Origin of the sequence: Candidatus Methanosphaera massiliense, assembly GCF_028890305.1 — an archaeon.
Classification (GTDB): Archaea; Methanobacteriota; Methanobacteria; order Methanobacteriales; family Methanobacteriaceae; genus Methanosphaera; species Methanosphaera massiliense.
Genome location: NZ_JARBXM010000001.1, coordinates 579,638 through 605,576, shown reverse-complemented (window position 1 = coordinate 605,576; position 25,939 = coordinate 579,638). Strand labels below are relative to the sequence as shown.

The following is a 25,939-nucleotide window of genomic DNA, read 5'->3' as shown; positions in this document are numbered from 1 at the left end:
ATAATTTTTTGATAAATAGAGAAGGATACTATGAATAAAAAGATAATAATAGCAATCATATCTTTAATTGCAGTTATTACAATAGGCATAACCTCATTATCAGCAGCACAACCTACTTATAATGACCAAAGTGCACCATGTTATGCATGTAATTCTACAGAATGTCATTGTAATAATTCATGCTTATGTAAAGATCCAAACTTTGAAAACATAACTGGAAATGAAAATCAGATAAGGAATAATAATGGATGTTACTATTGTAACGAATCATGTGACTGTCCAGATAACTGTTCCTGTAAACATCCAAAAGAAACTGGAATAATAGGACATGTTGACATGTGGTGGAATGATTTCTTAAACATGCTTAGACAAATTACACCATTTATTCCTAATAATACTAATAATTCAACAAATAATACAACAAACAATAACAATAATACAACTATAAATAATACAAATACAACTAACATGACAAATGAAACAAATGAAACAATGGATATCAATGGAACAGATGACATAAACGGGGAAAGTAACTCTAATTCAAATACTGTTAGCTCAGATGAAGGGTCAAGTCAAGACTATGAAGATTCCGGATCAAGTTCATCCTCTGGATCAAGCTCAGGCTCAGGGTCAAGTTCAAGTTCAAATTAAATGATTAAAACATGATATGGCAAGACACTTTCTTGTCATGAACTTTTTTTTATAGATAAATGATTAAAGAATTATTAAATATTACTATGAAAAGCATGTTTCTTTATAAAGGAAATTGTGAATTAGTATTTATAATCTTAATAGTTATATTATAAGAAAAAGATATAATATTATAAGAATAAATAGAAGGAATTAATAATATGGCATTCGATGAAACAGGAAAAATCTGGTTCAATGGAGAATTAATAGACTGGAAAGACGCTCAAATACATGTAATGTCACACGTAGTTCACTATGGTAGTAGTGTATTTGAAGGTCTTAGATGCTATGATACAGAAAAAGGACCAGCAGTATTCAGATTAAAAGACCACATGAAAAGATTGGAAAACTCAGCAAAAGTATACAGAATGGACATCCCATACACACTAGATGAAATGTGTGAAGCTGTCAAGGATACAATTAACATAAACAATATCCGATCTTGTTACATAAGACCAATCGTATTCAGAGGATATCAGGAATTAGGTGTTTACCCATTAAACTGTCCTATAGAAACAGTTATAGGTGTTTGGGCATGGGGTCAATATCTCGGTGAAGATGCATTAGAACAAGGAATAGATGTATGCACTTCCTCTTGGAGAAAAATGGCACCTGACACTATGCCAAACCTAGCTAAAGCTGGATCAAACTATATGAACTCACAATTAGCTAAAATAGAAGCAACTTCTAATGGTTACAAGGAAAGTATATTACTAAACTATAATGGTGAGGTAGCAGAAGGTACTGGTGAAAACGTGTTCTTTGTAGAAGATGGTGAACTATACACCCCAAACATTGGATCATCAGTATTAAAAGGTATTACAAGAGATACTGTCATAACTATTGCAAAAGATTTAGGTTACAAAGTACATGAAGAACGTATACCTAGAGAAAGATTATACACAGCTGATGAAGTATTCTTCACAGGTACCGCAGCTGAATTATCACCAATTAGATCTATTGATAAAATACAAATTGGTAAAGGAAAACGTGGCCCAGTAACCAAGAAAATACAGGAACACTTGTTTGATGTATTAAACAATAAAGTAGAAGATAAATACGGATGGTTAGATTTCATCTAAACTCCATCAATATTATCTTTCTTTTTCTATTTTTTTATCTTATTTTTAAATAAATTACTAACAACCTTATATCTTGTTTAACAAATAGTAATTAAGGAAAATTTACATCTTTCCTAATTCATATTAAATGGTGATATATTGCTAGATATAATTAGTGCAATCATTCTAGGAGCAGTACAAGGTATTAGTGAATTTCTACCAATAAGTAGTTCAGGACATCTAGTTATAGTTCCACATCTTCTTGGTGTAGAAACAGGACTTGCTTTTGATGTCATACTACACGTAGGAACATTAGTTGCTATATTTACTTTCTTCTGGAAAGATATTATAAATATTATTAAAGGATTTATTGTTAGTATAATTAATCTAACCGAGGGTTTTGATAAATTTAAGGATGGATTACGAAGAGTACCTGAAGAACGTTTTGCATGGCTGATACTTATTGCAACAATACCTACAGGAATTATAGGATTGTTATTTAATAACGCTGTCGAAACAATTTTCAGAGGAACTGTATTTGTAGGTCTATTCTTAATAATTACAGGAATAATATTATACTACTCTGAAAGACATTCATCAGGAAACATAACAGAAAAAGACATGTCATTTAAACAGGCAATAACTATAGGTATTTGTCAGGGAATTGCAGTATTACCTGGTATTTCAAGGTCAGGTGCAACTATAGCATCAGGTTTATGTCTTGGATTAAACAGAGAATACGCTGCACGATATAGTTTCCTTTTAAGTGTACCTGCAGTAGTAGGAGCAGCAGTATTTAAAGTTAAAGATTTAGCTATTATCGATGCTACTACAACAGTTCTTGTAGCTGGATTTTTATCCTCAGTAATATTCGGATATTTATCCATTAAATTACTCATGAAAATGATTGAAGGATGGAGTCTAGATATATTTGCATACTACTGTTGGATTGTTGGTATACTAACATTTGTATTATCAATAGTATTATAATAATTAATAAAAAAAGGGAAAGAGTCATGAAATAACTCTTAATTTAGAGGTATCTTCCTCTCTTTTCGATCTCATCTATTTTTTTTACTACTTTTTTATCATCATATCCACTGAGAAACCATTTGAAGTATTGTTCTGACATTTCAGGTGTTATTGTAGTTAATGATTTTTTAAACACTAGCAAATCAGTTCCTTTATCTTCTAATAAATCGCTATATTTTCCAAGTCCAAAGTCAATGAATATTGGCATGTTATTATCTACTAGTATGTTTGATGTAGTTAAGTCACCATGAATTATTCCCCCATTATGCATGCTTGAAACTACTTCGCCGATGTTATTAAATAATGATTCCATGCCGTCTGTTTTATTGTCTGTTATTATTTCATGTAGTTGTGGTGCGTCTATTTTTTCTAGTATTAATTGTTTATTGTTGATGTCCACTGAGTATATAAATGGTGTTCTTACATTGTATTGTTTACAATCAGATAATAGTTTTGCTTCTTCTTTTGTTCTTTCAACTCGTAATTTATTATCTAATTTATCTATACGATAATTCTTTTTAACTCTGTTTTTTATGATAGCTGGTTTATTATCCCAGTAAGCTTCTAGTATATCAGCTTCCGCACCTTTATGTTTAATATTATTAGGGAGATTTATGTTATGCTCTACTTTATCTTTAATCCATGTTACTTCTACTTGATCTGTCCTATACTTAGGATTGATATAACTATTCTTAATACCAGTCTTATCTTCACTGTATGATAATAATCCTAGTCTTGCAATCATTGAACCATTATCCCCGCAATATTTCATTGGTGGCATGTAAAAATCAACATAATGGTCATCACACATTACCTGTAACATCTCACGTAACTTACTATTAGCAGCTACACCACCACATAATAATACTTCATCTTTACCCGTGTAACTTAATGCTCTCTCAGTAACTTCACATAACATTGCAAAACATGTTTCCTGAAAACTATTACATATCACATCAAGGTCAATTCCACTATTATACTTATTGATAGCACTTGTGAGAATACCTGAGAATGATAAGTCCATACCTTTAACAACGTAGGGTAATTCTATTGTTTCATCAGTATTTCTAGCATGTTTTTCTACAATAGGTCCTCCTGGATGACCTAATCCGATGTCACGTGAAAATTGGTCTAAACAATTACCAATTGCAATATCCAGTGTTTCACCTATAATTCTATACCTGCCAGCTTCATAACTTATTATCTGAGTATTTCCACCACTAGTATATAATGTAACAGGGTCCTTTGCGCCTGTTGTTAATTTTCCTATTTCAACATGACCTATACAATGGTTAACTCCAATAAGAGGCACGCCAATATTTTGTGAAAGACTTCTTGCAGCTGTAGCTATTGTTCTTAGTGCTGGTCCTAAACCAGGACCTTTTGCAAATGAAACTAGGTCAATATCATTTAGTGTGAGTGATGACTCTTCTAGTGCATCCTGTATTAATGGAACAATATGCTCAGCATGAAAATTAGCTGCTTCTCTTGGATGTATACCACCTTTTTCTGGATATAATTGGTCTCCACAGGTAGCTAATATATTTCCATCAGAATCAACTATTCCAATACCTGTTTTCTCAGCTGTTCCTTCAATTCCTAAACAAATCAAATAAATTTCTCCCATCTTTGTTTATCTAATTTAATAATTTTTAATAATTATTATTATATTTAAAATCTATATTATAATAATATAATAGGATTTCTTTTTCTATGAAAAGGACATTAATAATTAAACAATTATATTTTGGTGAAAAAATTGTATGAAAACATAAAAATATTCGGATCAGACAAACAAATGAAAGTAGTTGAAGATTCAAAAAATACAGTATTTCTCTGTGTATTATCAAACACAGCTATTTCTAAAATACCCCATTTAACAGGAGCTGGAGGACCAGAATTTACATCATACACTCCTGCACTAGATGTAGAAGTAATATTAAGAGATGAACCACTTACCTTACCTGAAATTGCTAGTACAGACAGTGAGGAATTATCTGCACCATCACCAGCTATTCTGGCAAAGGCAACAATCGATTTATTAGATATGCCTTTCATTCCTATTAATGCAGGACTAGAAATTGCACCAAAAGTACCATACATTGATTTACATGGAACCCCTGGAGGAGACCTAAGAGAAGGAATAGGTGTAGAAAACGCTAAAGAACTATACATTAATGCTAAAGAGATAGGTTCAACATTATCTAAAATAACAGACCATATTATGATTGGTGAATCCACACCTGCAGGTACAACAACTGCACAGGGAGTATTAACAGCATTAGGATATGATGTTAGAAATAAAGTTAGTGGATGTATGGTTACTAATCCTCATGAACTAAAAAATAGTGTTGTAGACGCTACACTAGAAAAACATGATATTAAACCAGGAGATCTCAAAGACGACCCAATTAAAGCTGTTCAAATAGCAGGAGATCCTACAATGATTGCTACAGCAGGTATAGTAATGGGAAGTACTGTTCCAGTAACACTATGTGGTGGTACTCAGATGGCAGCTGTTTGTGGTATAATTAAAGCTATGGACCCAGAATTTAATTTTGATAACATATGTGTAGCAACAACAATCTATGTTGCTAATGATGAAACTGCAAATATGGTTGATATATTCAGACAAATATGTGATGTATCAATATATGCTGCTGACCCTAAGTTTGAAAATTCAACAGAGGAAGGACTTGTTAACTATACAAAAGGCTGTATTAAAGAAGGAGTAGGAGCAGGAGGAGCTATATTCTATGCATATCTTAAGGGTATAACCCCAGAGCAATACCGTAAAAAAGCAGAGGAATTAACAAGAGCAAACTTTGATTAAGAAAAGTATACAACTCTTTTACCCTCCCTTTATAAATTCTTTTTCTTAAAAAAAATTAAGTATACATAAAAAGTATTATTGATAAAAAACATAGTTATAAATATGTTAGTAACATTTATTACTGGAAACGAACATAAAGTTAAAGAGGCAAGAGATATCTTCGAAAAATTTGGAATAGAAGTTAACCATGAAAATCCAGGATATCCTGAAGTTCAAGGTTCAATAGAAGAAGTAGCAGCATATGGAGCAAAATACGTTGCTGAAAAACTTCAAAAACCAATAATAGTAGATGATACCGGCTTGTTTATCAGAGCCCTTAACGGTTTTCCAGGAACATACTCATCTTATGTCCAGGAAACACTAACCAATAAGGGAATTATAAAATTACTAAAAGATGAACAGGACAGATACGCCGAATTCAGGTCATGTATTGGTTACTGTGCACCCAAATGTGAACCCAAGACTTTTTTAGGCACTGTCGCTGGTGAAATTTTATCAGAAGAAAGAGGTAACAATGGATTTGCATATGATCCACTCTTCTATGTAAAAGAATATAATAAAACATTTGGAGAGCTCACTACTGGTGAAAAAGATGAATGTTCCCATAGAAGAAAATCAATGGAAAAATTTGCCAAATGGTATTCTGAACAATGAACATTCACAAGTAAAACATTATTATATTATTTAAAACAAAAAATAGGTAAAACATTTTTTTAAAATAATATAAACTACTTAAAAAAAACAGACTAATAAATTAGGAGAATAATATAACATGGCAGACAAACCTGAATGGGTAGAACAAAGCCCAGAAGAAATAGAAGAATTAATCGTAAAACTATACAGAGACGGACAAAGTACAAGCCAAATTGGTATCACACTAAGAGACCAATACGGAATTCCAAGTACAAAAACAGTTTTAGGTGAAAAAATTACAGATATCCTCGAAAAAAATGGAATAGTATTCGATTACCCAGAAGATTTACTAAACTTAATTAAAAGAGCAGTAAACATAAGAGAACACCTCGAAGAAAACCCAAAAGATATCCACTCAAAAAGAGGATTAATCAAAATAGAATCTAAAATCAGAAGATTAGTAAAATACTACACTAAAAACAATGTTCTTCCTGAAGGATGGAGATATGACCCAACAACAGCAGCTTTACTTGTTAAATAGAGCTGACGAAGCTTGTGATTTACTTAAATCACACATTGAAAAACAGCATGTTGTGAGATTAATATCTCACAATGATGCTGATGGACTAACATCTGCTGGAATATTTGCTAACGCAATACAGAAGGCAGGTGGAAGATTCCATACAACAATATTACCACGTCTTAGAGACAGTAACGTTAAAGAACTTAACAAATCCAAATATAAACTATTTATTTTCTCAGATATGGGAAGTGGAAATCTGGACAGTATTTCTAAACTCAAGGGTGATGTGATAATAGCAGACCATCATCAAGTACCCGAAGGTACAGACCCAGAAATACAAGTGGATAATAAGCAGATAATACACGTGAATCCTCATATATTTAATATTGATGGAACCAAAGATGTTAGTGGTTCTGGACTTTCATATTTATCAGTGCATGGCTATGAATTCTATGAACTAGCAGGATTAGCATTAACTGGTGCATATGGTGATATGCAATTCAAACATGGTCCAACAGGCATAAACAAACTAATTTTAGATGAAGCCATTGAACATAATACAATGGAAATCAAAGACGAATTAAAACTAGCATACTCTAACAGTCAACCATTATACAAAGCAATAACATACACATACAACCCAGTAATTCAAGGATTATCTGGAAATATTGATGAAACAAAACAATTCTTAGATAATCATAACATTCCTAAAGATAAGCTACTAAGTCAACTATCTAAAGAAGAATATGAAACATTGAAAAATGAATTAATCAATATTAATGAGAATATATATGGCGAAATATACACTATACCTAATATCAGAAGAGAACTAACAAATATTGAAGAGTATTCTAATCTATTAAATGCATGTGGTAAAAACAAAGAATACACAGCAGCACTAAGCATACAACTAGGAAAATACGCACAAATAGACTATGCAGAATCATTATTATCTAAGTACAGTAGTAATATGCAGAATGGAATTGAGTGGATAAAAAGAGAAGGCAGTATTCAAGAAGAAAATATCCAATACATATACACAGAAGACAAAGAACTTAAAAAAGTTGCAGCAGCAGTAAGTAGTATTGGTATAGATCTTGGCATACTTCCAGATAAACCTGTGTTAAGTCTGATGAAGATGGATAACTTAATCAAAGTATCCTCTAGAACAACAGACAATATGGTAGAACAAGGTGTTAATCTAGGTGTTATAATGAACCAAGCATCTAACAACTTCAATGGATCTGGTGGTGGACATAACATAGCAGCTGGTGCAACAATCCCTGCTAACCAAAAAGATAATTTCATACACCTAGTAGATGAAATGGTAGAATATCAAATAAATAACAACTAGGAAAAAAATATAATAAGATATGAGTGGTAGATATGGAACTTACAAAGTATGAAGAAGACATGTATAATGGTGAATATGGTGAAGGAAAAGCAGAATGTATGGAAATACTAGTAAGTCTAGGAAAAATATATGATGCAGAAAAAATGATACCAATTACATCTGCACAAGTATCTGGAGTATCATACAAAACTATTGGTGATGCGGGACTGGATTTTGTAGTTGATTTAGGTAAAAAAGCAGATGTTACACTAGAAACCATGCTTAACCCTGCTGGAGTAGATATTGAAAACTGGGAAGAATTAGGATTCAGCGAAGAATTCACTAAAAAACAGATTGATATAATAAAAGGATATGAAAGTATAGGTGTAATGAGCACATGTACATGTACACCATACCTAATAGGTAATACTCCAATGCTGAATGATCATGTATCATGGTCCGAATCATCAGCTGTATGCTATGTAAATAGTGTTATAGGTGCTAGAACAAACCGTGAAGGTGGTCCAAGTGCATTACTAGCAGCAATAGTTGGAAGAACACCATACTATGGAAATCATATCTTAGAAAATAGAGTAGCTGACATGATATTTGATGTATCCTATGATTTTAATAATGAAGCAGAAATCGGAGCACTAGGATACTATGTTGGACAAATAGTTAATGATAAAAAACCATACTTTAAACTTACAAGTAATCCTGGAAGAAATAATCTAAAACTATTAGGAGCAGCTCTCGCAAGTAGTGGAGCTGTAAGTCAATACCATGTAGAAGGAATTACTCCAGAAGCCGAGTTTGCAAGAAATCATGAATCATTCGATGAACTTGAAACAATAGATATTGATGAAACTATAATCAAGGATACTATTAGTAAGTTATCTACTACAGATAAAATTCCTGATCTTGTATGTCTCGGATGTCCACATGCGTCAATAACTGAAATTCAGAAAGTAACTCAACTTGTTAAAGGTAAAAAACTAGTTAAAGACTTATGGATTTGCACATCTAAAGCTATAAAAGCAATAAGTCAACAATGCGGATATCTTGATATTATAGAACAAGCTGGTGGAAAAATAGTTTCTGATACATGTATGGTTGTAGCTCCTATTGAAGAACTTGATTATGAAGTTATTGGAGTTAATTCAGCAAAAGCAGCAAATTATGTGCCTAACATGTGTAAGTTAGATGTTGTTTATGATACTGTAGAGAATTTAATTGATATGATATCTGAATAAATTTTAAATATAAAAAAAATAGTTTAGAGAATATAAATTACAATATAAAGGAATCCTACCTTTACACCGGGATTTTGTAATTTATATTTCCTTTTTTCCTTGTTTTATTAACAAATTATGAAATTTATTTGAGAAAAGTATTTTTCAACCACGTCAATACTTTTTTTTAACACAACTTTTTTTACATGTTTTTAATATCATTATTTCTATTAATTATAAAACATGAAATCAATAGAGAAGTAAACAATTCTTTTTATTAATTATACTACTTTTATAGGTTCAGGTATTCTTCTTTTTATTTAATATGGTAGTTTAATTAATTTATTGATTTAATTCTATTGATTTTTTTTATTAAGAGATTATTTTATAGATATTTTTTAATAAATATCATTAATTGATTTAAATTATCACCGAAAAGATTTTATTTATTAGTCATATATACTTATAAGGTATTATTTTATCTTTCATTATTATTTTTGAAGAGTTTTTAGATTAGGTTTATAATATTTTATTCTATCGCTTCATTTTCATCACTTCTCGTCGTGGTGATTTATTTTGGAAATATTTTTTTAAGGATAAATGTTTTTAGTTCTTCATTTTATCACGACTAGAATATTTGATAGTAATTTTTATTTATATTTACGATATAGCTTTAATTATATATTTTATTAACCTTCACTTCATTTTCATCACAACATATGTGATTATTTTTTGTTTTAAATTTGAATTTTTTATTTTAGTGTCTTTTTTATGTTTTGTTTTTTTTATGTTTTTAGATCTTTTTTTTATTTAATCAATGATTTAATTCATTAATTAAAAGATTCACTTCATATAAACCACTGTCACTATAATTTATTACTTGAAATTCCTTTTTCTTATTATTTTATTTAATTTATTTGATTCCTTAAGTATATGACTCACTTCATATCAACCACGCTCTAAATGATTATTTGAATTATTATTTTATCTTAATTATATTGTAATTTGTAATGTTGTAATAGAATATTCGATTTAAAGTTGTTGTTTTTAGTTCTTCATTTTAATCACGACTACAAAAAATTATTTCATCTATTTTTTCATTTATTATAATGTTAGTTTTTTTGTATTATATGTTATAATTTCTTTATTGTATTTACTTCATTTTCATCACAACTGTGATATGCTTGTGATAAGTTGTTCATATTTTTTTTGTTTCGTTATTTTAAGAATAATTTTTTTCATCGCTTCATTTTCATCACTTTATGTGAAATTTTTTTCTTTGTTAATATTTGTATATTACAACAATTAATAGAGTTAATTGTTTAGAAATTTTTTAATTTAATTATACTTATTCACAATAATAAATATATTTTGTTATTATATATATCTTTCTATATTTATTTTAATATACAATGTTAATATTAATTTACTTATTATCTATTTTTTAATTTTATTTATTATTGTTTATAAATATTTTAGAAATTATTTCTTTTCTTTATACTTATTCACAATAATAGATTATATTTACTAGTATATATAGGTTTCTATAGGTATATAACTAAACATTGTCTATTAATAACTCACAGTGTTATTATTATGAATAAAATATCGATGAAAAAAACATAATTAATAAACAATATAAAACAAACACTTATTTAGCATGAAAAATTGGATAGATCATAAATACATAAATAAAAATACGATAGAAGGAAGGATATACCAACAGAATTTAGCTATGAGTGTACTTAAAAAAGGTAACACAATGATAATAGCACCTACTGCAATGGGTAAAACAGTAATTGCAGCTTTAATATCAGCTGAAAGACTAAAAAACTATGAAAATAGTAAGATTTTAATATTAGCACCAAGTAAACCACTGACATTACAACATGAAAAAAGCTTTAAAAAATTTTTAAATACTTCAGTAACTAGTATAACAGGAAATAACAAACCTGCTGATAGAAAAGAATTATGGAAGGAAAATAGAGTAATTTGTGCTACACCACAAACTGTAGAATCTGATATTATATCACGTGAATATGATTTTAAAGATGTTTCTTTAATTGTCTTTGATGAATGTCATCACGCAGTAGGATCATATTCCTATGTATACTTAGCACAAAAGTATATTCAGCAAGCTAAAGACCAACTAGTATTAGGTTTAACAGCTAGTCCAGGATGGGAAGAGAAAAAAATAAAAGAAGTATCCCATAACATCTACATAAATAATGTTATAATTAAAAGTGAAGATGACCCTGACGTAGCACCATACTTTAATCAAGTGCAGACTAAATGGATAAAGGTAAAACTAACACCTGAATTAAAAGAAATAAAAGATTTATTAGCAGAAACTCTGAAAATAAGATTAAAAACTCTTAAAAAATTAGGTATTATAGATTCAATAGCTAAACCATCAAAAAGAGAAATTCTTGTTGAACAAAAAAGACTTCAACAAAAAATAGCCTCAAGTAATAATCCTAAAAAAGAATATTTCACAGGAATTTCAATATTAACTGAAGTAATAAATATTATGCATTCTCAAGAACTTCTTGAAACTCAGAGTATTAAAACATTGAATAATTACTTTAATAAACTTGAAAAGAAGAAAACAAAAGCATCTAAATCATTGAAAAATGATTATAAGTTTAATAAAGCTGTGATGTTAACAAGAAAATATGTGGATAGAGGTATTGATCATCCAAAAATGAAAAGATTAATGGAGTTAATTCAACAAATTCTTGATGAAAATAATCAGAATAAGATTATAGTATTCAGTCAGTTTAGAGATACCACAAAAAGTATTCATGAACATTGTGAAAAAAATGATATTAAATCTATCAGATTTTATGGTCAGGCATCACGAGATAATGATAAGGGATTAAGTCAGAAAAAACAGATTGAAGTAATTGATAAATTTAAGAATGATGAATACAACGTGCTTATCTCAACTAGTGTTGCAGAGGAAGGTATTGATATACCTGCTGTAGATTATGTTATATTATATGAACCAGTGCCATCTGAAATTAGAATGATTCAGAGAAAAGGAAGAACAGGACGTAAACATCAAGGTGAAATGTATATATTAATGACTAAAGGTACACTTGATGAATCATATTACTGGGCTAGTCAAAGAAAAGAAAGAGCAATGAAGAATAACATCTACAATGCATACAACAAGAATAATATTTCACTTGATAACTACGTGGCTAATAATGAAGAAGTACAATCTTATAATATCAACACAGACCCAGATAATGCTGAAGTAACTATATATGTTGATTATCGTGAGAAAAATTCTAACATGATGCGAGAATTAGATAAAATCAATTGTGAGATAAAAGTAAAAAGTATGGGTGTTGGTGATTATCAAATTACTGATGATATTATTATTGAAAGAAAAACTGTTGAAGATTTCAGCAAGTCAATAACAGATAAAAGATTATATCAACAAGCTAAAGAATTAACCACTAATTGTAGAAAACCCCTTATGATAATTGAAGGTGAAAACATTTATCATACATTCCTTCATCCAAATGCTATAAGAGGTGCACTTGCATCTATAGCACTTGACTTCAGAATACCAATTATTCAAACTCAAAGTGAAACCGACACAGCATTCCTATTAAAAAGAATAGCATTAAGAGAACAGGACAAAGACAACAAAAAACCAGTAAGTATACGAACACAAACAAAACCAGTTACACTACCAGAACAGCAATTATTCATAACAGAAAGCCTACCAGGAATAGGACCAGTATCAGCAAAAAGTCTACTCAAACATTTTAAAACTGTTAAAAACATGATAAATGCGTCAAAAAATGAATTAAAAGAAGTAGAAGGAATAGGAGAAAAAACAGCTACGAATATTATAGATGTAACACAAAGAGAATTCAGAGATGAATAATGTTACACAACCTCACCACCATAATTTTTAACTAATCAACATATTAATGGGGAGTTATACCTTGTCTAATTCTAAATTCATAATAAACAACTCAAAATACAATGTTAAAGTGATAAGTACGCTACAAGCTGAATTAGAAAACTGTGAAGAATTCTATATAAGTGTAGCATTCATAACAGAAAGTGGAATAACACCATTATTACAAACACTAAAAGAATTAGAAGAAAATAACATACCTGGTAAAATATTAACAACAGATTACCTATCTTTCAGTGAACCTAAAGCATTAAGAAAACTAAATCAACTAAAAAACATAGATGTACGATTATACTCAGTAAATGAAAAGGGATATGGCTTTCATACTAAAGGATACATATTTAAAAACAAGGAAAACTATGATATACTGATAGGAAGCTCCAACATAACACAAAAAGCATTGACAGTTAACAAAGAATGGAATATACTAACAAAAGACAGTATTAATAATGAAGTAAACAAGGAGATAATACAAACATTCAATGAATATTGGAATAATTCAATAGATATAGATGAGTGTATAACTCAATATGAAGAATTATATGAAGAAAATATAGAATTACAGATGAAATCATGGATAAAACCTGCTCCAAAACAATTTAAACCAAATAATATGCAGAAACGATTCATGGAAAATCTAAGTAAACTAGTAGATTCAGGTAAGAAAAGAGGATTACTGATAAGTGCAACAGGTACAGGTAAAACATATGCATCAGCATTTGGATTAAAAAAACTTAATCCTAAAAGAGTATTATTCCTAGTACACAGGGAACAAATAGCAAAACAAGCAAAACAATCATATGAACATGTATTTAACAATAAAACTATGGGCATGCTCTCAGGAAATAATAAAAACTATGATAGCGACTTTATATTCAGTACTATTCAAATGATGTCACGTGAAGAGAATTATACTAAATATGATAAGAATCATTTTGACTACATTGTAATAGATGAGGTACACAGAGCAGGAGCTAAAAGTTACCAGAAAATAATGAATTATTTCGAGCCTAAGTTTTATATAGGAATGACAGCATCTCCAGATAGATCAGATGACTTTGACATCTACTCCTTATTTGACCATAATATAATATACGAGATAAGATTAAAAGATGCCTTGGAAGAGAATATGCTCTGCACATTTAATTATTTTGGTATAACTGATAAAGCATTAGATGTTAATGATTTATCCAGCACTCGTATAGATAATATAATTGAAAACATTGAATATTATGGTTACAGTGGAAATCGAGTTAAAGGATTAGTCTTCTGTAATACTAATAAAAATTCAAAATTATTATCCGATGAATTTAATAGACGCGGATATAAAACAATTAGTCTTAGTGGTGATAACTCACAAAAGGAAAGAGATGAAGCAATCGATAGATTAACTAGTGATACACGTGAAGATTACCTTGACTATATATTCACAGTTGACATTTTCAATGAAGGTGTTGATATTAAAGAAGTTAATCAAATAGTAATGTTACGTGAAACAGAGTCCAGTATAATATTTATACAACAACTTGGAAGAGGACTTCGTAAATCACCAGGAAAGGAATATGTTGTCGTACTGGACTTTATTGGTAATTATAATAATAATTTCATGATTCCCATAGCATTATCAGGAGATACCACTTATGATAAGGATACAATTCGTAAGTTTATGATTAACCGTGATAATATGCTTGTTGGATGTTCTACAATCAATTTTGATAAAATATCATCTGAGAGAATTTATAAATCCATCAATAAAGCTAAATTCAATAACTTGAATTTTATTAGAAACGAGTATTTCAAATTAAAAAACAAGCTTGGACACATTCCTACTCTTTATGAGTTCTACAAGTATAATCAATTGAATCCTATGTTTATAATTAATTGTATGAATAAGCTTAATTCATTAAAGGAAAGTAAAACATACCCTTACTTTGTTGCTAAAGTTGATAATGATTATAATAATTCAATGAATACCTTAGAATTATTATATTTAGAATTTATTACTCAGAAACTTGCAAATGGTAGAAGACCTCATGAACTGGTAATTATAGAGGAATTGATTAAAAATAATACACTTGAAATTTATGTTCTTGAAAATATACTCAAAGAAAGATATAATATTATTAACGACAGAATATCCATTGAAAGTGCCATACGTGTACTTGACAAATCATTCTACAAACCAAGAGAACATGATTATTACTTAAAAAGTAAAATAATAGATGTTAAAGACGATGAAATCACAATAGATCCAATATTTAAAAGACTATTAGATAATAAAGAATTTAAAGATAATGTATGTGACCTTTTAAAAGTAGGATTAACTGAATATGAAGATAACTATAATGAACATCTCGATAACATGAATTTCAAGTTATATGAAAGATATTCAAGAGCAGATATAGCTAAATTACTAAACTGGCCTGAAAAAGATGCTATATACGGTTATGTGATAAAAAATAATATAGATAATGAGAAAACATGTCCATTCTGTGTAACATATGATAAAAAAGAAAATAATGAAGAAAGCACTAAATATGTTAATAAATTCTATGATAATGAAACACTAAGTTGGATGGCCACTAGTTCCAGAACATTTGAATCAAAGGATATTAAAGAAATTCTTAACTATAAAAAGACAAATATGAAATTCTACTTGTTTATGAAAAAAAATAATGAAGAAGGAAAAACATTCTATTACATGGGTCCTATTATTCCTACACAGCCAGCTCAAGCTAAAGTCATGGATAAGAATGGTGAACTTAAGGATACTGTGAACTTTAAATTAAAACTAAAATATCCGGTACGAGAGGACATTTATGAATATTTTATTAATTAAATTCAATAAAAAATAATAACTCTACAAAGCCTATATAATATACAAGGGATAAAATATGAAGATAATAGTAGACAGAAAAAACAGGAAATACGTAGTACATGATAAAGAATTTCATTCAGAAAAGGGAGTAATACCTGAAGAAGATATTAAAAATGCTAAAGTAGGTGATGTACTAGAAACACATATGGGTAAAAAGTATACTGTTATAGAACCTAATATTAATGATTATATCGAATTAATGAAAAGAAAATGCTCAATATTACTACCCCAGGATCTTGGATTAATAATTGGATTTACAGGAGTAGGCTATGGTAGTAAAATTGTAGAATCAGGTACAGGTGCTGGTAGTAGTCTACTATTCTTTGCTAACATTGTAGGACCAGAAGGACATGTTACTAGTTATGAGATAAGAGAAGACTTTGTAGAAATTATAAAAGAAAACATTGAAGGTACTGATTTTAATAATATAACATTACATAACAGAGATGTTACTGAAGGATTTTTAGAAGAAGATAATTCAGTTGATTTAGTATTTTTAGATCTTCCAAGACCAGGAGATGTAATTGAAGATTCTTATAGGATACTTAAGACTGGTGGATTTATAGCAGTGTATACTCCTTATGTCGAACAGTTTCAAGTAGTAACAAGAGAATTACAGAAGAATAAATTTAAAAATATCAGAATAAGAGAGGGTAATGTTAGAGAATTAGAAATAAAAAATAATAAAACAAGGCCTAATAGTAGAATGGCAGGACATACAGGATATATTACATTTGCAAGAAAGCTATAATGAAAAAATAAGAAGTGGATTAATAAAGAGTTGAAGTATTATGAGTTTTAATTTAGAAAATATAATTTCTATCAGAGATTTTAAGAAAAGTGATGTTGAATACATATTAGATCTTGCTGAAGACATGGAGCCAATTGCTAAATCAGAGAAAGTATGTCATAAAAAGGATGGTAAATTATTAGGAGTAATGTTCTATGAACCATCAACTCGTACAAGATTATCATTTGAAACTGCAATGAAACGATTAGGTGGAGATGTAATAGGATTTAACCAGAAACAGGGAACAAGTATACAGAAAGGTGAAGTATTATATGATACTGCACAGATTATATCCCAATATACTGATGCTATTGTTTTAAGACATGATATGGAAGGAGCTGCAAGATTCATATCTAACAAGGTTGATGTTCCTGTTATTAATGCTGGAGATGGAGCAGGACAACATCCTACACAAACATTACTTGATCTTTATACTATGAGAAGAACATTAGATAATATTAATAATATTAAAATTGCTATTGTTGGAGATTTGAAATATGGACGTACTGTTCATAGTCTTGTATATGCTCTTGCAATGTTTAATGCTGAGATAGTGTTTATATCACCTAATGAATTACAGATGCCTCCGGAGATTCTTAAAGATTTGGAGAAGATTAATTGTAAATTCAGTATTAAAAGTTCTTTAGCTGATAATATAAGTGATGTTGATGTTGTTTATATGACTAGAATACAGAAGGAAAGATTCCCTGATCCACAGGAATACTTGAAAGTTAAAGGTCAATATGCATTAAAGGGAAAAGATTTGGAGAATTCTGATGTCATAGTTATGCATCCACTTCCCAGGGTTGATGAAATATCATTTGATGTTGATAAACTAGATAATGCTATGTACTTTAAACAAGCATTTTATGGTGTTCCAATTAGAATGGCATTACTTGATTCCATAATAAAATAAGATGTTTCTAATTAACTATTTAAGTTACAAATTATTATATAAACAAGGCTAATATAGAAGTTAAATAGAAAAATCAAAAGGATAGGAATAAATATGACTGAAAAATCAACAATATATCAAATAGATAAATTAGTAGAATATCAGGAAAATTCTGTTGTAAGTAAAGAATTAGTAAAAAAAGAAACAGGAACAATAACAGTATTTGCATTTGATAAAGGAGAAGGATTATCCGAACATGCAGCTCCATACGATGCAATGATTCAAATAATAGATGGAAAACTAGAATTAACATTAAACAAAAAATTATATACACTTGAAAAGGGTGATATGATTATAATGCCAGCAAATGCTCCACATGCATTACATGCAGCTGAAAGATTTAAAATGATACTATCTATGATAAAATCAGAATAAGATACGATTATTTTCTGTAAAGTTGTATTACAAGTATAAATACCAATTTATATAAATTATTATTTTTTTTTATACACTTGAGATTATTTTCAAGTGTAAAGTTCATTTTTTCAATATTAAAAAATATAAATTTTAATAGAAATTCTAAAATATTAACTGCTATTTTCATAAAAAAAGATTAATTATAACTGTAAATTAAACAATTAGAAAAAAATAAGAAATTGAAAAAGAGTTTAATCTTTAAATACTAATGCTTTTTCAATTAATTCTGGATCACATTGTAATGTGATGATATTTGTTCTTCCTTTTCCTCTACCACGAGATATTGTATTTGCGGAAATTAAACCAAGCATTTCTAATTCATTGATAAAATCGAAGATTCTACGATATGATACTTTATCATTTTTAGCTAAGTCCTCATATATTTCGTATAATCTTCCAGATGTGATTTCTTCTTTTTTATTTGTAAGATATGTTATAGCTTGTAATACTCTTTGTTGTTGAATAGGTAAAGTCATTACAACATCAATAATTTTATTGTGTTCTATACGATCTTTAGCTTCTATAACAAAGCTTTCTTCTACAACATCTGCCCCTTTTTCATCTGCTATTTCACCTGAAGTTTTTAATAAATCAAGAGCATATCTTGCATCTCCTTCTTCTTTTGCTGCTAATGCTGAACATAAAGGTATTACTGGATCAGCTATTGTTCCTTCTTTGAAGGATAGTTGTGATCTTTCTTTAAGAATATCTATTAGTTGCTGTGCATTGTATGGAGGAAATACAATTTCCCGGTCTCTTAAACTACTTTTTACTTTTGGTTTAATAAAACTTTTGAAGTCAACATAGTTACTTATGGATGTTATAGATACATTATCAGTTCGAGTTAATGTATATAAAATACTGTCTCCATCATTTTTGAGTATAACATCAAGTTCGTCTAATATTACGATTAGTATTAAATCTTCACCTAATATATTCTTTTTAAATAAATTTCTAAATGTGTTGACTACTTCTGCTTTGGTCCATCCTCTGTACGGTACTGGTTTTCCTAATTGTTGACATAATCTTGCTAGTATCTGATATTCTGTATTGTAATCAGTGCATCTTATGTATTCGATTCTGATGTTTAAATTTCGTTTTGATGCTACTTCTTCTAACTGTTTTTTAGCGTATAGGGTTACTGCTGTTTTACCAGTTCCTGTTTTACCATAGATAGTTATGTCAGGTGGTGTGTTTTTTTGTAATGCTTCAACCCAATAGTTTGCAATTGATTTAATTTTTTCATCTCTGTGTGGCAGTGTTTCTGGAATAAAACGATGATCTAAATATTGTTTAGATTTGAATATTGTTTTTCTGTCATTTAAATCTTCAAAAATGTTTGTCATATAATCGCCTGGTTATGTAGTTTAATTTCAAGTATAATTTTAAATGTAATATTAGAAATTCAAGTGAAAAATTAATAATATTTTATTTCTAATTTATACTATAAAAAGGTTTAGAGAGTGAGACGTATATTTCAAGTGTATATTAAAAAGGTACCCCCCACTAAAATTCCGCAAAAAGTGAAAAATAAAAATGTTTAAAAATGGTTTTTAGCTAAAAATAAAGTTAAATAATTCTTTTTTATTAATAAAAAAGAAAATTAATAATTTTTATTATATAATATTTATTATTTTTATTTATTTTTCTATTTATTTTATTAATTATTATTTATTTATTATTTATTTTATTATTTATTATTATTTTATTATTCTATTTATTATTATTTATTATTTTATTATTTAATTTAATTTAATTTAATTTAAAAATTTAATAAAAAAGTAATATAAAAATACTTATAAGTATTATAGTAATACTTTTAAAAATATTTTTCAAAAATTTTTACACTTGAAATTTAATTTTATTTTTTTCAAAATTTTTTATTCAGAAAAAATTACACTTGAAATAAACGTCTTAACTTTTTGCGTTAGGTACAAAAAAATTTTACACTTGAAAAATACCTCTCACTATTTGAAAATTTTTGCTATGAAAAAAACATTACACTTGCAATGTACGTCTCACTATTTGTTTTGATAGGAAAAACAAATATTTACACTTGAAATACACGTCTATTATATACAACTTTAATATAATATAATAATAATGATATATGAAAGTTTAATTTACTCAATTTCAATACTAGGTCTAGCCGTACTTATTGATTTATTAATAGGAGAGGTACCTGATAAAATACATCCAGTAATATATATGGGACATTTTATTTCAAAACTAAAAAATTACCTGCCGGCTACAAAAACATCAGGACTATTAATAATCCTAGCAACAAACTTCACATTTTCAATAATAACATTAATATTATTATTAATCACAGCATACCTCAACAACTGGTTATATGTAATAATAGCATCTATCATATTATCAACAACATTCTCAATCAATTTCCTAATAAAATCTGTTAAAGACATTCAAAAAGATTTAAATGAAGATATTGACAAGGCAAGACAATCAATGTCCTATCTAGTAAGCCGAGATACACAGGAACTAACAGAATCAAGAATAACATCAGCAGCAATAGAAACACTAACTGAAAACATAACTGACAGTATAATATCACCATTATTTTACACAACAATAATAAGCATACCCTTCGGAATGATCATAGCAATACCCTGTGCTGTAATATACAGGGTATGTAATACAATGGATGCAATGTTAGGCTACAAGACAAAAGAATTAATAGATGTGGGTTGTTATCCTGCAAAACTCGATGATATACTAAATTATATACCTGCAAGAATAGCAGGATATTATATGATACTATCAGCATACATACTACGCTATGATTACAAACAATCATATCATGTGATGAAAGAATTTGCATTGAAAACACCAAGTCCAAATAGTGGTTACACAATGTCTGCAGCAGCAGGAGCACTAAATATAACCTTAACTAAAGAAGGAGTATATCAGCTAGGCTATGGAACAACCGAGTTAACAAGTGATAAAATAACCGAATCAATTAAACTTACTAAAGTAACATCAATACTATTTATCGTAACAATTCTTTTAGTTTACTTTATAATAGCAATGTTATTATTATAAAATAAATTGGCGTGTTAAATATGAAAATAGCAATAATTTCTATAACAGAACAAGGACAATTAATTTCAGACAAATTATATTCTAATCTTAAAAATAATCCATTAATACTTCATGTTCAGCAATATCATAAAAATGTTAAAAAAACAATAAAAAATATTTTCAATGAATATGATTGTATTATTGGTATTATGGCATCTGGTATTATGATCAGGTCCATAGCTCCCTACGTTAATTCTAAGTTATCTGATCCGGCAATTTTATTAGTTGATGATAATGGTAATTTTGTAATAAGCTTACTTAGTGGACATTTTGGCGGAGCTAATAATTTAACACATAAAATAGCTGATATTATTGATGCTACTCCTGTTATAACTACTTCAACTGATATAAATAATAAAATAGGTATTGATTCAATAGCAAAGCATTATTATTGTAATTTAGAAAATACTGGTAATATTAAATTTATTAACAGAGCATTAGTTGATGATAGAAAAGTGGAACTTTATTTACCTTCTAAATTTTCATTTATATTAACTGATTCAGTTAGATATTCCTATAATATTCATATAGATAATACACTTGAAATGATTGTTTCAGAAATTGATGGTCACAAAGTTATATTAAAGCCAAGAAGATTAGTTATGGGCATAGGTGCTAGGAAGAATATAGCTACTAGTAAAGTTGAACATGCTGTACTTGAAGCCTGTAAAATATTAGAAGTACCTGTTGATAGAATTGACTTATTTGCCACTGCTGATGTTAAAGCTAAAGAACAAGGAATATTGGATGTAATGTCTAAATATGATAAGATATTGGAAATAGTTGAAATGTCTGATATTAAGAATTATGAAAATAATGATATTTCAAAGTCTGATTTTGTTATGAAACAATTTGGAGTGAAAGGAGTTTGTGAACCAGCATGTTTGATAGTTAATGGTGATAATTCAGAGTTAATCTTTAAAAAAACTGCATATAATGGTGTTACTATTGCTGTTTCAGTTAATAATAACTAACTTTTGCACTAGAAACATATCTTTTTCTTTTTAACATTTATTTTTAATTATCACTTGAAATCATTCTTTTTCCATATTTTCACTACAATAAATTTTTTATTCTATTTATCCCTCAAAAATGTTCATAACACTTGTTTTTATATATTATAACTACCATAAATATAATAATATAAAAAAATTTAATTTATGCATATTAATAATCAATCAAAGAATAAAAAAATAGAAATACTCAGTAATTTTTGTTAATAATAACAAGATAATTTTACATTACATGTTTTATTTAATAAAAAATAAATTATATAATATACTGTAATAGGGGAGTGTAATTATGAATGATATAATGAGTAACGATGAAATATTTGAAAATTGTACTGAAATATTATCACAAATAATCAATGACAATAGTGTACCACGTAATATAAGAAAAGCAGCAGAAGATTCAACAAATCTTTTAGCTAAAGATGAAGAGCCAACAATAAAGGCAAGTACTGTTATATCAATATTAGATGATATAAGTAATGATCCAAACATACCAATTCATGCAAGAATTCTTGTTTGGAACATTCTAAGTGAATTAGAAGCAGTTAAAGATTAAGTACATGTGTAATATATTGTGTTTTAGCTATACCTTCTATATATTCACATAGAAGTGTAGCTTCTTCAATATTTTTACCAACACTAATAACCCCATGATTTTTTAATAATACAGCATCTTCTTTTTTAAGAGCATCACTACTATGCTTAGCTAATTTTTTACTACCTGGCGGATAATAGTCAACTTCAGCAATATATTCGCTAGTGATTTCGCCAAAGCCCTCCTGTTGATATAAATGTCTTTTACTAAATGCAAATCCAGTAGCATAAGGTGAATGTACATGAACCACACTTTTTACATCAGGCCTATTTTTATAAACACCTATGTGAAGATTAGTTTCCATTGAAGGAACCCTGTTATCAGTTGAAGTATATGTTAAGTCATCAATTTTAACTTTCAAGATATCTTCATATACAAGACTTTTAAAGTCAGTACCAGATGCTGTGATGTAAACATATTCACCTTCATCATCAATTATACTAATATTTCCTGATTTACCAATAACCATCCCTAAATCATATAAATGATGTGCTGTTTTAACTATTTTATCTATTATATTATTATTCATCATAATAAAAACTCCTTATTCTACTTAATTAATCACTTCTGAAGTCAAGCATCTGAAAAGTTCCATGACTAAGTATTGGAACTTGTCCTACAGTTGGTACAATATTATATATTTTCTGGAACTCTGTCTGTTTCTGGAAAGTACCTGAGTTTAGCATATGAACACCTTTATATTTAACATGAGAATTGATATGAACGTGACCAGTATGTAATACATCTGGAACTTCATCAATAACAAGATAATCCTCAAATTCACTTGCAAGAGGTGTTCTTTCACCATAAATAGGAGCAAGATGTCTTTTTTCAAGTAATAATTTCATAATTTTATCAGTTTCTGCATGACTATAATTCAGTGCCATTACAATATCATCAAAGCTTCTTCCATGATATACTTCAACTTTAATATTATCCAGATTAACAACTGTAGGATTACTTACCATTTCAATATTTTTCTGATTACATAAGTCTTTAGCATATTTTTCAGTTATTGCTGGTTGTGGCTCTGCTAATCTTGTTGCATCGTGGTTACCTGGACTTAATATAATAGGAATATCTGTTATATCACCTAATAATCTACCAGCTTCCTCATATTGTTGGTATATGTCCTTGATTTTCAATTCCTTTTCCTGGTTTGGATATATTCCTATACCATCAACAAGATCACCACCAATTACAAGGTACTTTACATCATTAGCGAGGTCTTGTTGTTTTTCAGAACCGTAATTACCATTAATCCATTTGATAAATTTATTGAATGCTTGTTCATCAAATTGTTTACTTCCAATATGTACATCTGATAAGAATACTATTGAGAAATCCATTGGTTTTTCTATATTTCTTCTCTGAATACCAGGATGTACTATTTCATCAGCTCGTATAAGATTACCATTAGTACTTCCACTAACACCAATAATCTCATCCTTAACTAATGATTGGCTAGCATTCATCAAGTCCTCATTATCTTTAAGGATTATTACACTGCCGGTACCTGTAGGATCTTCTATCTCCACTATTTTATGACCATTCTTTGTGTTGTTGATACTGTTTACTATACCTATTGCATGAAGATTATCAATGTTGGTCTTGGTTGTTTTTAGTTCATTAATTTTCTTAAATTCAGGGTTTTGTTGTATTATTTTTTTAAGCTTATCATATCGGCTGTTAAAGTATTTATTTAAATCCTGAATATCTCCATCAGTATATGACTTGTTTGTCACATCTAATACTATTTCATATGGTGTTTCCTGTTTTGCTCTGATTTCTCTTGTTTTAGGATTTTCAATTATTGCTTCGTGTATACGCTGTCTTTCATGTTCCTGGTAATTTCTGATGGTCTGGGTTGTTATTATATACTGATCATTCTCATTTTCTTCTACATATTGAATTAATTCATTTATTAAATAATCGTAATCATCATTTCCTCTAATTTCTGCATATGCATTATTATTTAATAAAAGATTTGCTTGTTGAAATTTTTTTATTATATCACTTGACATAATCAGCACACTTATTAAAAATATTTTTTTTTATATTGTTCTTAAATTATTTTTTCTTTATTTAATATTAATTATTTATGTTTTTCAAGAATAATAAAATATAATATATATGATAATTAACTTAAAATAATAATAGACTTTAAAAAATATAATGCTTTTTCTGATTATATTAAAGAAAAAATAGGGATGGTGAATTAATGTCAAGGATTTTGAAAATAATTCTGTTTATTGTAGGACTTATAGTATTCTTTGAAATAGGTTTATTTGCATCTTATAGTCTAATATCATCTGATTCTGCAAATCCCGTGGATTTAGTTTCAGTACAATTAAACGGTATATCTGACTTTGTAGGTTCATTTTCTGGTGAAAAAGATATTAATGATCAAAACACGATGAATATTACAAATGATGATGATGTAGCCTTATTACTAAATAATATGACAAATTTAAGTGTTAACTTGAACTCGGTAACTGCGAAGGTGTCTAGTGAGGATCCTGGTAATCAAACAGTTACAATCACAGCAACAGCAACAAAAGATGCACAGGTAACCTCTGGAGGAGCAATAGAAATAGTTCCAGAACAAACATATAGTATAACAGCAACAGCAATAGGAGAAGTATACTCCAGCGGAAAAGTAAAAATAAACACAAGCTCCATATCAATCAAAGAAAAAATACTCTTATACAACCAAAACAATAACACATCATCAAATCAATCAATAGACAACCTCTTACAATATGCACAAAACAATACAACTGCTACAAACACAACAGCAGCAAATAATACATCAACAAGTAGAGCAAGAGCATAAAACAATTATTCAACTTCCCTACTAAAAGATGAATAATATAACCCCCACTTTTTTTATTATCTTTTAAAACAAAATT

21 protein-coding genes are annotated in these 25,939 nt (G+C 28.6%); 17 read left to right on the top strand and 4 right to left on the bottom strand.

What is annotated here, in order from left to right; genetic code table 11:
- Positions 1-30 precede the first annotated feature (30 nt).
- From OTK55_RS02960 to OTK55_RS02950, 3 genes are all read left to right on the top strand, one after another.
- Positions 31-651, top strand: coding sequence for a hypothetical protein (locus tag OTK55_RS02960; RefSeq protein ID WP_274870500.1), 621 nt, complete (start codon positions 31-33; stop codon positions 649-651).
- A gap of 200 nt (positions 652-851) precedes the next feature.
- Positions 852-1,772: a branched-chain amino acid transaminase gene (locus tag OTK55_RS02955; protein ID WP_274870499.1), complete on the top strand. Its 921-nt coding sequence runs from the start codon at positions 852-854 to the stop codon at positions 1,770-1,772.
- Positions 1,773-1,910: 138 nt separating this feature from the next.
- Complete coding sequence (locus OTK55_RS02950) at positions 1,911-2,741, top strand: undecaprenyl-diphosphate phosphatase (protein ID WP_274870498.1); 831 nt, start codon at positions 1,911-1,913, stop codon at positions 2,739-2,741.
- A 43-nt stretch (positions 2,742-2,784) separates the two neighbouring features.
- On the opposite strand, the gene OTK55_RS02945 is transcribed toward OTK55_RS02950, so the two are convergent.
- The gene (locus OTK55_RS02945) at positions 2,785-4,410 is read right to left on the bottom strand and encodes a bifunctional N(6)-L-threonylcarbamoyladenine synthase/serine/threonine protein kinase (RefSeq protein WP_274870497.1); all 1,626 of its coding nucleotides are present in this window, start codon (positions 4,408-4,410) and stop codon (positions 2,785-2,787) included.
- A gap of 132 nt (positions 4,411-4,542) precedes the next feature.
- Here OTK55_RS02945 and cobT point away from each other — a divergent pair, with 132 nt between their 5' ends.
- The 10 genes from cobT to OTK55_RS02895 all read left to right on the top strand — a co-directional run bounded on the left by cobT (position 4,543) and on the right by OTK55_RS02895 (position 18,275).
- Entirely contained in the window at positions 4,543-5,616 is a 1,074-nt protein-coding gene (gene cobT / locus OTK55_RS02940) for a nicotinate mononucleotide-dependent phosphoribosyltransferase CobT (RefSeq protein ID WP_274870496.1), read from the top strand.
- Between the two features lie 102 nt (positions 5,617-5,718).
- Complete coding sequence (locus OTK55_RS02935; RefSeq protein ID WP_274870495.1) at positions 5,719-6,270, top strand: XTP/dITP diphosphatase; 552 nt, start codon at positions 5,719-5,721, stop codon at positions 6,268-6,270.
- 118 nt (positions 6,271-6,388) lie between these two features.
- The gene (locus OTK55_RS02930) at positions 6,389-6,790 is read left to right on the top strand and encodes a 30S ribosomal protein S15 (protein WP_274870494.1); all 402 of its coding nucleotides are present in this window, start codon (positions 6,389-6,391) and stop codon (positions 6,788-6,790) included.
- A complete protein-coding gene (locus OTK55_RS02925) occupies positions 6,756-8,126 on the top strand; it encodes a single-stranded-DNA-specific exonuclease RecJ (RefSeq protein ID WP_274870491.1) in 1,371 nt (456 codons plus the stop codon). The genes OTK55_RS02930 and OTK55_RS02925 overlap by 35 nt, the downstream gene beginning before the upstream one ends.
- Positions 8,127-8,158: 32 nt before the next feature.
- Positions 8,159-9,358, top strand: coding sequence for an aconitase X catalytic domain-containing protein (locus tag OTK55_RS02920; RefSeq protein WP_326520446.1), 1,200 nt, complete (start codon positions 8,159-8,161; stop codon positions 9,356-9,358).
- A gap of 1,639 nt (positions 9,359-10,997) precedes the next feature.
- Entirely contained in the window at positions 10,998-13,241 is a 2,244-nt protein-coding gene (locus OTK55_RS02915) for a DEAD/DEAH box helicase (RefSeq protein ID WP_274870488.1), read from the top strand.
- A gap of 61 nt (positions 13,242-13,302) precedes the next feature.
- Entirely contained in the window at positions 13,303-16,116 is a 2,814-nt protein-coding gene (locus tag OTK55_RS02910; RefSeq protein WP_274870487.1) for a DUF3427 domain-containing protein, read from the top strand.
- Between the two features lie 55 nt (positions 16,117-16,171).
- Positions 16,172-16,906, top strand: coding sequence for a tRNA (adenine-N1)-methyltransferase (locus OTK55_RS02905; protein ID WP_274870486.1), 735 nt, complete (start codon positions 16,172-16,174; stop codon positions 16,904-16,906).
- Positions 16,907-16,946: 40 nt separating this feature from the next.
- On the top strand, positions 16,947-17,861 hold the full coding sequence (gene pyrB, locus OTK55_RS02900; RefSeq protein ID WP_274870484.1) for an aspartate carbamoyltransferase: 915 nt from the start codon (positions 16,947-16,949) through the stop codon (positions 17,859-17,861).
- 93 nt (positions 17,862-17,954) lie between these two features.
- Positions 17,955-18,275: a cupin domain-containing protein gene (locus OTK55_RS02895; protein ID WP_274870482.1), complete on the top strand. Its 321-nt coding sequence runs from the start codon at positions 17,955-17,957 to the stop codon at positions 18,273-18,275.
- A gap of 233 nt (positions 18,276-18,508) precedes the next feature.
- Here OTK55_RS02895 and OTK55_RS02890 read toward each other — a convergent pair whose 3' ends face one another.
- Positions 18,509-19,663 (bottom strand): Cdc6/Cdc18 family protein, encoded by a 1,155-nt coding sequence (locus OTK55_RS02890; protein WP_274870480.1) that lies wholly within the window; start codon positions 19,661-19,663, stop codon positions 18,509-18,511.
- Between the two features lie 757 nt (positions 19,664-20,420).
- Between OTK55_RS02890 and OTK55_RS02885 the strand changes: the two genes are divergently transcribed.
- The 3 genes from OTK55_RS02885 to OTK55_RS02875 all read left to right on the top strand — a co-directional run bounded on the left by OTK55_RS02885 (position 20,421) and on the right by OTK55_RS02875 (position 22,988).
- Positions 20,421-21,380: a cobalamin biosynthesis protein gene (locus OTK55_RS02885; RefSeq protein ID WP_274870479.1), complete on the top strand. Its 960-nt coding sequence runs from the start codon at positions 20,421-20,423 to the stop codon at positions 21,378-21,380.
- 20 nt (positions 21,381-21,400) lie between these two features.
- Complete coding sequence (locus OTK55_RS02880; protein ID WP_274870478.1) at positions 21,401-22,393, top strand: cobalt-precorrin 5A hydrolase; 993 nt, start codon at positions 21,401-21,403, stop codon at positions 22,391-22,393.
- A gap of 340 nt (positions 22,394-22,733) precedes the next feature.
- Positions 22,734-22,988: a UPF0147 family protein gene (locus OTK55_RS02875; protein WP_274871750.1), complete on the top strand. Its 255-nt coding sequence runs from the start codon at positions 22,734-22,736 to the stop codon at positions 22,986-22,988.
- On the opposite strand, the gene OTK55_RS02870 is transcribed toward OTK55_RS02875, so the two are convergent.
- Both OTK55_RS02870 and OTK55_RS02865 read right to left on the bottom strand, forming a co-directional pair.
- Entirely contained in the window at positions 22,978-23,559 is a 582-nt protein-coding gene (locus OTK55_RS02870) for a class II aldolase/adducin family protein (RefSeq protein ID WP_274870477.1), read from the bottom strand. The genes OTK55_RS02875 and OTK55_RS02870 overlap by 11 nt on opposite strands.
- A 25-nt stretch (positions 23,560-23,584) precedes the next feature.
- The gene (locus tag OTK55_RS02865; protein ID WP_274870476.1) at positions 23,585-25,051 is read right to left on the bottom strand and encodes a DNA-directed DNA polymerase II small subunit; all 1,467 of its coding nucleotides are present in this window, start codon (positions 25,049-25,051) and stop codon (positions 23,585-23,587) included.
- A 197-nt stretch (positions 25,052-25,248) separates the two neighbouring features.
- Here OTK55_RS02865 and OTK55_RS02860 point away from each other — a divergent pair, with 197 nt between their 5' ends.
- Complete coding sequence (locus tag OTK55_RS02860) at positions 25,249-25,863, top strand: hypothetical protein (protein WP_274870475.1); 615 nt, start codon at positions 25,249-25,251, stop codon at positions 25,861-25,863.
- Positions 25,864-25,939 lie beyond the last annotated feature (76 nt).